The sequence below is a fragment of the Vibrio sp. K4 genome, assembly GCF_051122595.1.
In the GTDB taxonomy this organism is placed as follows: Bacteria; Pseudomonadota; Gammaproteobacteria; order Enterobacterales; family Vibrionaceae; genus Vibrio; species Vibrio owensii.
In genome coordinates, this window is record NZ_CP178577.1 from 136,101 (window position 1) to 150,903 (window position 14,803).

Below are 14,803 nucleotides of genomic sequence, written 5' to 3' on the forward strand. Positions count from 1 at the left end.
TAGTTGCGTTGAGTGACTGCTCCCTTTTTTGTTGAGTTAGATTGGTGCAGGTGTGTTCGTTCCCTGATGACTCGTTCAAAATCTCAGCTGTTCAGTTAGGTTGGCCAATATTAGTGGGCGATCTTCGTATACTCCGCTTGTTTTTTGTAATTGAACTTCAAGATTTTCTAAACCATATACAACCATGAATTGAGATTCTGAATTCATATGAGGTAGTATTGTTGTTATTTTCAAGTCATATAAGGCTGGGGTATGTGTGACCATCGAGCAGCATTTTCTAAGTTAGGTTATCTCTATCAGATTAGGTATGCATTATATAGAGCTGTTGAAGATACAGATGCTTATTTCATCAAGTTAGAATCTCTTGATGATGTAGAGGTAAAGAAGACGACTGAACACGAGCTGTTTCAGCTTAAACATCACACTGGAGATGATCGGCTCAGCAATAAGTCTGTCGACTTATGGAAGACTATTGGCATTTGGTCTGAACAAATCATTAAAGGTAGTGTAGTTCAAGAAGAACTAAAATATTACTTAGCTACAACGTCGGAAATACCAGAAAAATCAATAGCTAGCTTGCTAACTACACGAAATAGGGATGTAAAGGAAGCTATACATAAACTGGATGCCACGGCGAAAGAAATAAATAACAAGCGACTGGCTGACTCAGTGTCCAATTTTTCCAAGCTAACCCCCGAACAGAAGGAAGTTATGTGTCAGTCTATTTTCATTCTTGGCAAAGAAGAAAATAGTCGTGACATAGTTAAAAAAATTAAGCGTAGATTAGAGTTGACAGTAAACTCTAACTTTATTGATTCTCTTTATGAAAGGCTTGAGGGGTGGTGGTTCAATATTGTTATTTCATTTCTTCTTGGCGATAAAGATAAAATTTGGCGGAATGAAGTTGTTCAAAAAGTCATAGATTTGTCATATGACTATCACCCTGATTCTTTACCTGTGGACTTTGAGTTTTTAGAGATTGAAGATGAAGAAAGAGATGGGTTTCTTGATTATCAATTTGTAAAGCAGTTGGAACTAATTGGAGTTGGAACAGAGCGAATTCATAATGCTATTTTAGATTATTATCGAGCTTATCATCAGCGTTCTAAGTGGGTTACTGATGACTTGTCTATAGAGCATGATGTTGCTAATTATGAGAAGAGGTTGAAAGATGACTGGTCTAGATTTCGGTTGTCTATTATTGATGAGCTTGAAGATGCGGATGAGAAAGAAATTAAAAAAGCGGGTAGAACAATTCTAAATTGGGTCGAAACTCAGGCTGATATAAGAATTAGAAAGAAAGTCTCTCAACGTTTTATTATGTTAGGTAGCTATCATATTTTGGCAAATAAGACACCACCATTATTAGGGTGGCATCCTCATTTTAAGACGAAGTTAGAAGAGATTCTATGTCCACCAGAGGTCTCTCATGCAAACCAATGAAGTTACAGAATTATTAAACCCAGCGTTTTGTGCGTTGATATATGCATCTATAGTGGAAGGGTATAACTCTAAAAGTAAGTCAAAAATCCCTATATACTTGCCTTACGTTTTAATGCCAATAGTTCTCCATAAAGAGTCTAGGAGAGCCATCCCCAGAACTACGAGATCAAAATTTCATATTTGGCTTCAAAACGAACCTCAAATAGTTGTTGGTCTGACGGAGCGTGTGAATAGTTTAGAAAATTACGTCTCGAAAGGTAGTATGCTTTTAAAAAGTAATGGTTTTATTAGTCTAGATGATGAGTTCCGAGTTTTATTGGCAAATTCAATGAAATTAAGGAAGTTTATAAGGAATGCAGAATATATTTCTGAATACACTGATAGCGCTAAGCGCTTAGGAACTATTTGTGGTAATTTTAACAGCGAATCTACGATTCTAGCGCTATTGGGAGTTAATTTGTAATGCAAGTTCTAAATATTGCTTTATATAATAATAATGGTGAAACTAGAAAAGTCATCTTCAAGCCTAATTCTTTAAATGTTATTACTGGTAAGTCTAGAACAGGTAAGTCAGCAATAATTAGTATTATTGATTATTGTATGGGTAGATCAAGCTTTGAGATCTTTGATGGTGTAAATCGAGAGGTAATAAGTTGGTACTCTGTTACATATTTAATTAATGGTAAGAATTTCTTTATTGCTAAAAAACCACCCAAAAGAGATAAAAACTCAAACTCTGAGGTGTGCTTACTGATTGGAGATAATCTTGAGTTACCGAATATATCTGAGTTACATATTAATTCTAATGATGATGGCGTTCTTTACGAAATAGAGCGTGAGTTAGGGTTTGAAAATAACAGTATATTTAGAAAAGAGAATACTAGTGAGGGGTATAGGGCCAACTTAAAGCATGCGAAAAGTTTCATTTTTCTAGAACAGCATGAAGTTGCCAACAAAAAAGTACTATTCCACAGGCAGGATGAAGCTCATTTGGCGCAGTCAATCAAGGACACTTTTCCTTACTTCCTCGGTGCAATCTCTCACGAGAGACTCGAAAAGATAGAAACTCTCAGAGAGAATAAGCGTGCCTTGAAAAAGAAGGAGTCCATACTGGAACAACATAACAATGTTGCGTCGCAAGGTACTACTCGAGCTTTACAGTTATTAAGTGAAGCCTCTGATGTAGGTTTGATTGGTAGAGACGTTGTTAGCCAAGATTTATCTCTGAACCAATGTCTGCACTTGCTTAATGATGTTTCAAATTGGCTTCCTGATGAAGAAGTACTTGATTCACATGATGACTTGTCTATCTTGCAGAGTATGCTAATGGAGGCAAAGCAGGAGCAAGTTGAGTTTAAAGAAAAAATTGCCAAGACAAGACTCTTTGAAAAACACCATAGTGGTCATTTAGATAATGTAATAGAACGTAAAGCTCGCCTGAAGCCAATAGATCTATTTGATTCAAGCAAAGGTTTGGAGTGTCCTGTATGTGGTAATTGCGATGATAAAGGTGTGGAACTTATTAACTCATTGCATAATTCACTGGAAGGGGTTCAGAGTGAAATTAGAGCAATAACGCAGAGTTCTCCAAAGCTAAAAGGTTACATATCTAAGCTTGCAAGCAAAGAGAATGAAATTCAAATTCTTATTGACGACTTGCAACTTAAGATAAGAGCTATCCTTTCTCGCCGTAAAGAAAGTGTATTGCTTAAAGAAAAGAACGCCTATATTTCAAAGATTTTGGGGCGTATATCGTTATTTTTGGAAAGTGTTGAAGAGATCGCACCAAGCTCAGAATTAGCCAGTGAAATTGAAGAGCTCAAACATAAGATTGCCACTCTCAATAAGGAACTCGATGATGACACTGTGAAAGATAGGCTTTCATCTTCACTTAATATCATCAACTCCGATATGGCAAAGTACGCTAATGTACTCCACTTAGAGTATGCTAAAAATCCATATAGATTAGACATTTCTAGACTTACTGTATTTGCGGATAACGCATACGGATCCATACCTATGTATAGACAAGGTAGTGCTCAGAACTGGCTTGGGTGTCATGTTATAGCGTATTTGTCCTTACATAAATTCTTTAAGATGAGGAAAGCACCGGTACCGTCAATGTTTCTCTTGGATCAGCCATCCCAGGTTCACTTTCCTGATTTGCAAAGGTATAAGGGACTTGAGGGGGAAAGTTTCAATGAGGCTGACGCTGATATCCAAGATGTCACGAGGTTATTTAAGCTCTTCTATGACTATTGCAAAGAAGAAAATGCTAACTTCCAAATAATTGTTACAGAGCATGCCAACTTGGATGACCAATGGTTTCAAGACTCGCTGGTAGAGTTACCTTGGCGCGGTGATCGTGCTTTGATACCTTACTCATGGATTGAACAAGCTTCCGAGAATGAATAACTATGGGAGGTAGTGAGCGGCTCCTATGGTTTAAAAATTGGCGGTAGTGTTTGCAGGTTAAGTTTTATATCGAGTAAAAGTATCTTTCGTCGATAGTGAAAAATGTTTTGTCGAACTGTTGAGGTCATATCTCCCATCAGGAATGACAGATATGTTTCAAATCTGTGCTCGACGCGTGCTAAAAAGATCCAATGAAATCCTATTTTATGGTCCTTGATATCCAAAAAAAACCTCTTAAATGCAAGTAATTACAAGTGGTTAAGAGGAATTCAAAATCCGTTGCCTTCGGGCGTGGCGGTTCAAGTCCGCCCACCGGTACCATATTCTAAGACAGAGCCTCGACGAAAGTCGGGGCTTTGTTGTATCTAGGGTTTGTGAATTCAAATCTAGCGTAGCGTCAGGAGTGTTTGCACAGTCAAGTCACCCACCGGTACGATATATAAAAAGGTCGCTTTTATAGCGGCCTTTCGTCGTTTTGGGCGTTTGAAAATTGCGCGAGAAGGTTAGTGTTGCCTTCGCGTTAGCAGCAGGAATGTTTGTCCAGTCAGGTCGGTACGCCGATACGGTAGCTCAAGGCGGTGCCTCGAAGTTTCTGAATCCTCAAAACAAAAAAAGCGCGAGGGGTATGCCTCGCGCAAACTACTACATGGTGATAGTAGGAACAGCCTATAGAGCTGTGAACAAGGTGTTCTGTGTATTCGGAGTCCAGTCTGCTTGTGATACGTGCGGTACGTTGACTAGATAGCGTAGGCCTTGGTAAGTCACGACATCACCTGCTTCATAAGAAACGTTAAGTGTCCAGTTGGTAGCAGGATCTGCATTGGTCCAAAGGCTAGAGGTAGAAGATGGTGCCCAGTCTTGTTGCGCGATGTGTGCTGTCACTGCTTTGTAAACAGTGCCAGAATGCGTTACGTAATCACCGGCAGCATACGCGTTGCCGACCTGCCAAATAGGCGTGTAGTTATCAATGGTATCGAATACGTAACCTGCTTCTTTAGCGATTCGAAGGAATTTTGCTAGTTTAGGAAGGTTTTGAGTAGCCCCCATACCACGCTTGCCATCTTCGTATAGGAATTCGTGTGTTAAGACCACGACTTTGTCAGCATGCAAGGGCGTGCCACAAGGGAAGCCATGGGCTTTTGAGTTGATCGGATTGATCGTTGTTGGTGCGCAGCTGTTTAATGCGGCATCAACGTAGCCAAGAAATGCTTCTGCTTCCGTTAAACTGTTAGCTGGCATTGGAATTCCCCAGTTTTCTGGTGCCCAATCTACATCCCAACCATGTGTTTGATATCCTTTATTCGCCAAGATGTTTTGTACTTCAATGGAAGCTTTTACACTGTTTGATGGATTATCAAGATCGCAGACGTAGCCAGGTTCCCAAGGCTTTAAGTCATCAGAGGTTGCACACAATCCGTCGGCTTTAAAATCTTTTGTGATACGCCAGCCATTGGTATAAGGCAAGCGAGCCAGTTCTTCGCCAAGGTAGTTCGGGTAACTGTTGATGTTAGGCAGGTATCTCTCAAACACGACTAAGTTATCTGCAAATGTCGAAGCATCGTAAGCAGGATCTTGGTAAGCATTGATTTGGTGATCGCCGGTTGCATTACATTCTGCACCACTCGTTGGGCCAAATTCATCAACACAGTTGTGCACCATATGAGCATAGCTGTGGTTCGCGACGACATGCCCTGTATCAAGTGCCAGTTTTAAAGCTTCCAATGCGCGATCTTCGTTCTCATCACCAATGCCATCTAAGTGCCAAGCATTAAAGTAGAAAGTGCCTTTAACGCCTTGTTCATTAAGCACATTAATCACATCAATAGAAGCGTTAATAGGACCGTCATCAAACGTTAAATATATCGTGCCTTTTGGTGCAGTTTGGGCAAATGAAAATTGAGATAGCGCAGTACCTAAAAGTGTAACCATAGCCAGTTTATTTAATTTCATTTTCTATTCCTTTTTAGAAATTAATTATGACGTTGTCAGTAGTAATATATTGATAGTTATAAATATAAATTAATGCATTTCGTTATTTTGTTGGCTTTTATCCTAGACCTAAATAATTAATAAAAAATAGGCTGTATTTTCTAAAATGAGATTTGGTTCACGAACAATGCAACCGGTTGCGCTTTTTTGCGTTGGCTATTTTTGCTACAGTTTTTGTAGATTGAAATTTACACAACGGGAGTAAGGCTATGAAAAAAATTCTTTTGTGCTGTAGTGCTGGGATGTCGACCAGTATGTTGGTTAAGAAAATGGAGCAAGCAGCTGAAAAACAAGGCATTGAATGCAAGATAGATGCGCTATCAGTGAATGCGTTTGATGAAGCAATTAAAGAATATGACGTTTGCTTATTGGGACCACAAGTGCGATTCCAGCTAGAAGAGCTTCGTAAAACAGCAAATGAACACGGCAAAAATATTGAAGCGATTTCCCCTCAAGCTTACGGAATGATGAAAGGGGAAGAAGTACTACAACAAGCATTAGAACTTATTAACTAATTCAATAATCTAAATAAAAGTAAGAATTTTAACTGAATATAAATGTTCGGTAGGGAATTCTTTTGTCTGAAATAAGGATGGAATCTATGAAGCTTTATGATGCGATTATCGGAATCGTCGAAAAGCATATAGCCCCAATTGCGGCTAAAGTGGGTAATCAACCTCATGTTAGAGCAATGAGAGACGGATTTATTGTGGCAATGCCGTTTATTATTGTCGGCAGTTTTATCTTAATTTTTGCGTTTCCCCCATTTGCTGAAGGTACCACGTTTACTTTAGGGCAAATATGGTTGGATTTCGCGACAACGCATTTCGATACCATAATGATGCCCTTTAATATGTCGATGGGGATCATGACCATATTTGTCTCGCTTGGGGTCGCCTACAGTTTGGCGAAGGCGTACAAGATGGACGGTATTACCAGTGCAGTTTTGTCACTCATGAGCTTTTTATTGGTTGCTGCTCCTGCCAAAGATGGTGCTTTAGCGATGAATCACATGGGAGGAACAGGGATCTTTACAGCGGTTATGTGTGCTTTCTTCTCAGTTGAACTGTACCGATTTATGAAGAAGCATAACATTACTATTCGTATGCCAGAGCAGGTACCGCCAGCTATTGCACGTTCTTTTGAAGTTTTACTGCCAGTCTTGGCAATTTTCATTACGCTCTACCCGTTGAGTATTTTTGTTCAAACTCAATATGACATGTTGATCCCTGATGCCGTGATGGCAATGTTCAAACCATTGATCAGTGCTTCTAATACTTTACCAGCGATCATTGGTGCGCTGCTTGTGTGTCAGTTGTTGTGGTTTGCAGGTATCCACGGGGCTGCAATCGTTGTTGGTCTGTTATCCCCAATCTTCTTAACTAATATCAGTGCGAATATTGATGCGTTTGTTGCTGGTCAGCCTATTCCAAACGTATTCACTCAACCTTTCTGGGATTTCTATATCTTCATTGGTGGTTCGGGTGCAACACTGGCGCTAGTCCTGCTGATGTCTTTCAGTCGTTCAGCTCACCTCAAAAGTATTGGTCGCATGAGTGCTGTTCCGGGGTTCTTCCAAATCAATGAACCAGTCATTTTTGGTAGCCCTGTAGTGATGAACCCAATTCTATTTATTCCATTCGTATTTGCTCCAATCTTGAACGCAACCATCGCATATTTTGCTGTGCATCTTGGTTTTGTTGGTATGGGTGTCGCGACCACGCCTTGGACAACGCCTGCGATTATCGGTGCGTCATGGGGAAGTGGTTGGACATTCTCACCTGTTTTGTTGGTGATTGGCCTGCTTATTCTTGACCTCTTTATTTACCTGCCGTTCTTCAAGATGTTTGAGAAACAGGTACTTGAGCAAGAATTACCGACCAATAAAGAATCCAAAGAAGCAGAGCAGCCTTCGGGTGAAGGCGTGACGGCTTAACTATTAATTGGGCTGTGACTTGGCAGCCCTTCTTTTCGGAGAGAAGACATGGAACAAGAATTAATTGTGATGGAAATCATCTGCAATGCTGGTGAGGCTAGAAGTCTAAGTTACGAAGCGTTACGTCTATCGAGAGAGAAAGATTTCGTTGCTGCAGGGGAAAAGCTTTCTCAAGCTAGAGAGTGCATTAACAAAGCACACTTGATTCAAACTCAATTGATCGAAGAAGACCAAGGAGAAGGCAAAGTACCAATGACGTTAGTGATGGTACATGCTCAAGACCATTTGATGACCACAATATTGGCGCAAGAAATGGCCGTTGAAATCGTCGCGCTGAATAAGCAACTCGCTGAGAAGTAAGGAAACCATTATGCCAAGAGATGCAATAAAGCTTGCCATTATTGGTGGCGGCAGCAGTTATACACCGGAACTGGTAGAAGGGGTGATCAAACGCTTGGAGTTTTTGCCAGTCAAACAGATGCACTTTGTGGATATTGAAGCAGGCGCTGAGAAGCTAGAGATCATCAAGGGCTTAGCTCAGCGTATGGTGGATAAAGCTGGTGCAGATATTGAAATCAAAGCTGGATTTGACCGACGTGAGGCGATCAACGGAGCTGATTTTGTTATGACTCAATTCCGAGTCGGGGGGTTAGCTGCACGAGCTAACGATGAGCGTATCCCAATTAAGTACGATGTCATCGGTCAAGAAACAACAGGCCCTGGTGGATTTGCAAAAGCATTACGAACTATTCCCGTGATTCTGGATATTTGTAAAGATATTGAGGAGCTTGCGCCAAATGCTTGGATGCTAAATTTTACCAATCCAGCAGGTTTAGTCTCTGAAGCGGTGAGCAAGTATTCTAAGGTTAAGAGTATTGGTTTGTGCAATGTCCCTGTCTCGATGGAGATGATGATAGCTGAAATGATGGAGTGTGAGCCGAAGGAGCTTCAACTCGAGTTTGCAGGCTTGAACCATCTTGTTTGGGTGCTAAAAGCTTGGCTGAAAGGCGAAGACATTACTCAAACGGTACTAGAGAAAGTCGGTGACGGTGCCAATTTCAGTATGAAGAACATTTGGGAAGAACCATGGGATCCTGCATTTCTAAAAGCGTTAGGCGCAATACCGTGTCCTTATCATCGTTACTTCTATCAAACTGACGCGATGCTAGCAGAAGAAAAGCAAAGTGCAGGGGAGCAGGGGACACGTGCTGAGCAGGTAATGGAAACAGAAAGTGCACTCTTCAAACTTTACCAAGATCCAAATTTAGACCACAAACCTAAGGAATTAGAAGAGAGAGGTGGCGCTTATTACTCTGATGCTTCTTTAAATCTTGTGGATTCGATTTACAACAATCGTAACAGTATTCACGTTGTTAATGTGCTAAACAATGGTGCAATCAATGGCTTAGCTGATGATGCCGTTATTGAATGCAGTGCCGTTATCGGAAGTTGGGGGGCAAAACCTCTGGCTGTTGGTAATTTATCTACCAATATCAGTGGATTGCTTCATCAAGTAAAAGCCTATGAACAACTCGCAATAGAAGCGGCGGTTGAGGGGAGTTATGACAAAGCCTTAATAGCATTAACTAACAACCCGTTGGTTCCAGACATTGGTCGTGCGAAATCCATCTTAGATGAAATATTGGAAGTGAATGCGCCATACCTGCCGCAGTTTAAACTGACGACTTTGTAACTTGAGGAACATCGCGAATGAAAGTGATTTTTAACGCAGATGATTTTGGTTTAACTCAAGGTGTAAACAACGGCATTATCAAAGCGCATCAACAGGGTGTTGTTCTATCGACAACCATGATGATGGGTATGGACGCAGAGCAACACGCTGTTGAGTTAGCGAATCAGAATCCGAACTTAAAAATTGGCGTCCACCTTCGTTTTACTGCAGGGAACCCTCTAACTGGGCACCCAAATCTTACCAGTGGTGGGGAGCAGTTTGTTCGTTTTAATGAGTTGTGGAAGAAGCGTGATTTCCAAGAAGAGGCGGTTTACCAAGAAGCCGTTGCTCAAGTTGAGCATTTTCTTTCATTGGGATTACCGCTTAGCCATATAGATAGTCATCATCATGCTCATACTCATCCTCAATTATTGCCAGTGATTCGAAGAGTGGCTGAGCAGTATCGAGTGCCGTTGCGTGGTAGCGGTTTGTGTCATATCGACTGCGATACCACGTATCATTTTACCGATGAGTTCTATGATCAGGGAGTGAGTTTAGATGGTGTTATGGCGCATCTAAAAAGTCTCAAGTCTCAATATGATGTGGTTGAAGTGATGTGTCACCCTGCTGATGTCGATCAACACTTATTGTCTATTAGCGGCTACGCTCTGCAGCGAGAGTTAGAACTTCAGGTGCTGACCTCTCCAATATTAAAACAAGAGCTGACCGAGCACGGTATGAGCATCACGGATTATTCCACTCTCATTTCTACTCGTAAATTTGCCAGTGTATGATTAAGGCTGCCAGCATCGCCCCCCTACACACCTTACGATTTGCTGGCAGTCACTTTCTGGTATTGTCTCCATTAACAAAAAGCAGTTGGATTGAATAAGCACGATGGCAAGGATTAAAGATGTCGCTGAACTTGCGGGAGTAAACCGCTCTACCGTTTCTCGCATTATTAATGGAGAGGGGAAGTTCAGAGAAGAAACAAAGAAAAAAGTTGAAGCTGCGATGGCTGAACTTAACTACCGCCCAAGTGCTATTGCCCGTTCGCTTGCAACTTCATCTAGCAACATGGTTGGTTTGTTGGTGACGTACTATACCGGTGGATTCTTTGGTGAGATGATGGAGCAAGTGCAGACCGAATTGGACATGCATAAGAAGTTCCTAATTACAGCGCAAGGGCACCATTCGGCGGAAGGGGAAAAGGAAGCCATTCAGCGTTTTAATGATCTGAGGTGTGATGGTTATGTGCTTCATAGCCGCTATCTATCTGATGATGATTTACGAGAACTCGCCAAGTTGCCAACGCCGTTTGTGTTACTCGATCGTTATGTCGAAGGCATAGAAGAGCGTTGTGTCACCTTCAACCATCATCACGCCAGTCGAATTGCCGTTGAACATCTAATTGCTGGTGGTCATAAGCATATCGCTTGTATCAGCGGTCCTTCTCAACGTCATAACAGTTTATTGCGAAAACTCGGCTATGTAGATGCAATGAAAACGGCTGGCATTAATATAGACGAAAGCTGGTGTGAAGAAGGCAATTACGGACGCCAAAGTGGTTATGATGCAATGGCCGCTATTTATCGCCGCCATCCTGAAGTGACGGCTGTGTTTTCATGTAGTGAAGAGATGACGGTCGGAGCGATGCAGTTCTTGCATGAAAAACGTATCCCAGTGCCAGAACAAATCTCATTGGTGAGTTTTGATAGTGTGGATTTGTGTGAAAGCTTATATCCAACGGTGTCTGCCGTACACTTCCCAATCAGCGAGATGGCTAGAGTGGCAGTTCAAACATTAATGGGGTTAATCAAAGATCAGCAACCACACACCAAGCCAGTATTTGAAGCGGAGTTAAAACTACGCAAAGCGGATCGAACTCTTTTCTAACACCTCTTTATTACTCTCTGTGCGAGTTTGTTGATGACATGCACAGAGAAGCTTTATTCATCTCCCTTATTGATGAATTCATTTACAAAATCTACTAGTATTAGAGGCTTATCAATAAAGCCTTATCAGCAGTGGAACAGTGGCAGCAATTAAACTTACAGTGGATCGTATTCAGCCCGGGTTACATATCCGTCTTCCGCTAAAGTGGAACGATCACCCATTCCTACTTAATAGCTTCAAGATTAAAGACCAAGAGCAAGTGGAGATGATTCGTCATCTTGGTGTGAAGTTTGTGTACTTTAATCCGGAGCAAAGCGATGCATCTCCTCTTCCTGCGAATCAGCCTCAAGTCGAGGTAAAAAAAGACGATGCCTTAGATCTTGAGGCCCAAAAATTATGGCAAGAGAAGCAAAAACGAATTGAAAAGCTGAGTGCTTATCGTCGTCGCGTTATTCAATGTGAAAAAGAATTTGAACGATCACTCGCTCGAATGCGTTCGGTGATGACGAAAATTCGTAACCGTCCCGCAGATGCGGTAGGGGAAGCGAAGCAACTGATCGACGACATTGTTGAGAAGTTAATGTGTGATGACAATGTGACTTTGCACTTAATGAACGGGAAGAACGAGTTCGAAGATATCTACTTCCACTCTCTTAACGTTGCCGTTATTGCCATGATGATTGGGCGAGCGAAAGGCTATTCTGCCGAGCAACTAAAAGCACTTTCGTTTGCTGCTTTGTTTCATGACATGGGCAAGATCAAAATCCCAACCGCTATATTAAGGAAGCAAACGCCACTGAGTGAGCCCGAAAGCAACTATCTAAAGCTGCATACCAAGTACGGCTTAGACATGGCTAACCAGATTGAAGATTTTCCTGATAGCGCAAAAACCGTGATTGCTCAACATCATGAACTACGCGACGGCTCTGGCTACCCTGAGGGTTTGAAGGGGGATGAGATTGATGAGCTTGCACAGGTGATTATTGTTGCTAACGCTTTTGATAATCTGTGCCATACCCCAATCGCTTCTGAACAGAAAATTCCATATACAGCACTTTCCCACTTATATAAGAACTGCAAGCACCTATATAAAGAAGAGAACCTTAATATCTTAATTAAGTTTATGGGCGTATTCCCCCCAGGGACGGTAGTTCAGCTTTCTAACAATATGGTGGGCTTGGTTATCTCAGTGAACGCATCTCACTTATTGTTCCCGAATGTACTGGTCTATGATCCTGCTGTTCCAAGAACGCAAGCGCCAATCATTGACCTTGCATCTAAGGATATAAAGATAGTTAATGCGATTCACCCGTCTAAATTGCCGGAAAAAATCAAAGAGTATCTTAATCCGCGCTCACGCATTTCCTACTTCTTTGATAGCGACGAATAGTTATCCACAGCTTTTTGTGGGTAAATTGTAGAGATCCTGAGTGTTATTTCTGGGTAATTTTAAGGTTGGATGGAAAGTGTTCGCTTGGCATGTTTTTTTAGAAAAAATGCATTTTTAGTCTTGCCAAAGAAAATCTTCTCCCTATAATGCGCATCCATCGACACGGCAGACGCCACAAGGCTTCAGCAGGGTCGAAGAGGTGAAAAGCTTCTACGAAAATTAGTTGAAAAAAGTGTTTGACACTCTCAATTATCTCGCTAGAATGCACCTCCGCTTTGAGAGAAAAACTTCTTGATAAGCAAGCTCTTTAACAATATAGACCTATCAATCTGTGTGGGCACTCGTTGATGATAATCCAATTAGAAGCTTCGGCTTCAAATTAGGTTTCAATGAAACGAAGTGACCATTGAATCGAAAGATTCAGCACAGTCAATTCAAACATTACTTATGCTATTTATTAGCGAAAGGAATGTTCAGTATTCATTGAGCCGACAAAATCTTAAATTGAAGAGTTTGATCATGGCTCAGATTGAACGCTGGCGGCAGGCCTAACACATGCAAGTCGAGCGGAAACGAGTTATCTGAACCTTCGGGGAACGATAACGGCGTCGAGCGGCGGACGGGTGAGTAATGCCTAGGAAATTGCCCTGATGTGGGGGATAACCATTGGAAACGATGGCTAATACCGCATAATGCCTACGGGCCAAAGAGGGGGACCTTCGGGCCTCTCGCGTCAGGATATGCCTAGGTGGGATTAGCTAGTTGGTGAGGTAATGGCTCACCAAGGCGACGATCCCTAGCTGGTCTGAGAGGATGATCAGCCACACTGGAACTGAGACACGGTCCAGACTCCTACGGGAGGCAGCAGTGGGGAATATTGCACAATGGGCGCAAGCCTGATGCAGCCATGCCGCGTGTGTGAAGAAGGCCTTCGGGTTGTAAAGCACTTTCAGTTGTGAGGAAGGTAGTGTAGTTAATAGCTGCATTACTTGACGTTAGCGACAGAAGAAGCACCGGCTAACTCCGTGCCAGCAGCCGCGGTAATACGGAGGGTGCGAGCGTTAATCGGAATTACTGGGCGTAAAGCGCATGCAGGTGGTTTGTTAAGTCAGATGTGAAAGCCCGGGGCTCAACCTCGGAATAGCATTTGAAACTGGCAGACTAGAGTACTGTAGAGGGGGGTAGAATTTCAGGTGTAGCGGTGAAATGCGTAGAGATCTGAAGGAATACCGGTGGCGAAGGCGGCCCCCTGGACAGATACTGACACTCAGATGCGAAAGCGTGGGGAGCAAACAGGATTAGATACCCTGGTAGTCCACGCCGTAAACGATGTCTACTTGGAGGTTGTGGCCTTGAGCCGTGGCTTTCGGAGCTAACGCGTTAAGTAGACCGCCTGGGGAGTACGGTCGCAAGATTAAAACTCAAATGAATTGACGGGGGCCCGCACAAGCGGTGGAGCATGTGGTTTAATTCGATGCAACGCGAAGAACCTTACCTACTCTTGACATCCAGAGAACTTTCCAGAGATGGATTGGTGCCTTCGGGAACTCTGAGACAGGTGCTGCATGGCTGTCGTCAGCTCGTGTTGTGAAATGTTGGGTTAAGTCCCGCAACGAGCGCAACCCTTATCCTTGTTTGCCAGCGAGTAATGTCGGGAACTCCAGGGAGACTGCCGGTGATAAACCGGAGGAAGGTGGGGACGACGTCAAGTCATCATGGCCCTTACGAGTAGGGCTACACACGTGCTACAATGGCGCATACAGAGGGCAGCAAGCTAGCGATAGTGAGCGAATCCCAAAAAGTGCGTCGTAGTCCGGATTGGAGTCTGCAACTCGACTCCATGAAGTCGGAATCGCTAGTAATCGTGGATCAGAATGCCACGGTGAATACGTTCCCGGGCCTTGTACACACCGCCCGTCACACCATGGGAGTGGGCTGCAAAAGAAGTAGGTAGTTTAACCTTCGGGAGGACGCTTACCACTTTGTGGTTCATGACTGGGGTGAAGTCGTAACAAGGTAGCGCTAGGGGAACCTGGCGCTGGATCACCTCCTTAAACGATGA

At 42.6% G+C, this 14,803-nt stretch carries 11 protein-coding genes and 1 rRNA gene; 11 read left to right on the forward strand and 1 reads right to left on the reverse strand.

Features of this window, described 5'->3' with window-relative positions; genetic code table 11:
- The first annotated feature begins 252 nt into the window (after positions 1–252).
- The 3 genes from ACLIIY_RS00635 to ACLIIY_RS00645 are packed head-to-tail and all read left to right on the forward strand — an operon-like array spanning position 253 to position 3,858.
- Positions 253–1,443, forward strand: coding sequence for an ABC-three component system protein (locus ACLIIY_RS00635; RefSeq protein ID WP_153646110.1), 1,191 nt, complete (start codon positions 253–255; stop codon positions 1,441–1,443).
- Positions 1,430–1,906, forward strand: coding sequence for a three component ABC system middle component (locus ACLIIY_RS00640; RefSeq protein ID WP_153646109.1), 477 nt, complete (start codon positions 1,430–1,432; stop codon positions 1,904–1,906). Before ACLIIY_RS00635 ends, ACLIIY_RS00640 begins: the two co-directional genes overlap by 14 nt.
- A complete protein-coding gene (locus ACLIIY_RS00645; protein WP_153646108.1) occupies positions 1,906–3,858 on the forward strand; it encodes a DUF3732 domain-containing protein in 1,953 nt (650 codons plus the stop codon). Before ACLIIY_RS00640 ends, ACLIIY_RS00645 begins: the two co-directional genes overlap by 1 nt.
- 666 nt (positions 3,859–4,524) lie before the next feature.
- Here the strand turns inward: ACLIIY_RS00645 and ACLIIY_RS00650 are convergent.
- Positions 4,525–5,808 (reverse strand): carbohydrate-binding protein, encoded by a 1,284-nt coding sequence (locus ACLIIY_RS00650; protein ID WP_434527987.1) that lies wholly within the window; start codon positions 5,806–5,808, stop codon positions 4,525–4,527.
- Between the two features lie 248 nt (positions 5,809–6,056).
- Between ACLIIY_RS00650 and ACLIIY_RS00655 the strand changes: the two genes are divergently transcribed.
- From ACLIIY_RS00655 to ACLIIY_RS00690, 8 genes are all read left to right on the forward strand, one after another.
- A complete protein-coding gene (locus tag ACLIIY_RS00655; protein ID WP_012128957.1) occupies positions 6,057–6,362 on the forward strand; it encodes a PTS sugar transporter subunit IIB in 306 nt (101 codons plus the stop codon).
- Positions 6,363–6,448: 86 nt separating this feature from the next.
- On the forward strand, positions 6,449–7,783 hold the full coding sequence (locus tag ACLIIY_RS00660) for a PTS sugar transporter subunit IIC (protein WP_009707622.1): 1,335 nt from the start codon (positions 6,449–6,451) through the stop codon (positions 7,781–7,783).
- A gap of 48 nt (positions 7,784–7,831) precedes the next feature.
- On the forward strand, positions 7,832–8,143 hold the full coding sequence (locus ACLIIY_RS00665) for a PTS lactose/cellobiose transporter subunit IIA (RefSeq protein ID WP_434527988.1): 312 nt from the start codon (positions 7,832–7,834) through the stop codon (positions 8,141–8,143).
- Between the two features lie 10 nt (positions 8,144–8,153).
- Positions 8,154–9,476: a 6-phospho-beta-glucosidase gene (locus ACLIIY_RS00670; protein WP_434527989.1), complete on the forward strand. Its 1,323-nt coding sequence runs from the start codon at positions 8,154–8,156 to the stop codon at positions 9,474–9,476.
- Positions 9,477–9,493: 17 nt separating this feature from the next.
- On the forward strand, positions 9,494–10,249 hold the full coding sequence (gene chbG / locus ACLIIY_RS00675) for a chitin disaccharide deacetylase (protein WP_434527990.1): 756 nt from the start codon (positions 9,494–9,496) through the stop codon (positions 10,247–10,249).
- Positions 10,250–10,352: 103 nt separating this feature from the next.
- Positions 10,353–11,351 (forward strand): LacI family DNA-binding transcriptional regulator, encoded by a 999-nt coding sequence (locus ACLIIY_RS00680; RefSeq protein ID WP_009707619.1) that lies wholly within the window; start codon positions 10,353–10,355, stop codon positions 11,349–11,351.
- A gap of 139 nt (positions 11,352–11,490) precedes the next feature.
- Positions 11,491–12,741 carry an HD-GYP domain-containing protein gene (locus ACLIIY_RS00685; protein ID WP_434527991.1) on the forward strand — a complete coding sequence of 417 codons (1,251 nt, stop codon included), beginning with the start codon at positions 11,491–11,493 and terminating at the stop codon, positions 12,739–12,741.
- 501 nt (positions 12,742–13,242) lie between these two features.
- Positions 13,243–14,795: ribosomal RNA gene (locus tag ACLIIY_RS00690) — 16S ribosomal RNA — on the forward strand.
- The last annotated feature ends 8 nt before the right edge of the window (positions 14,796–14,803 follow it).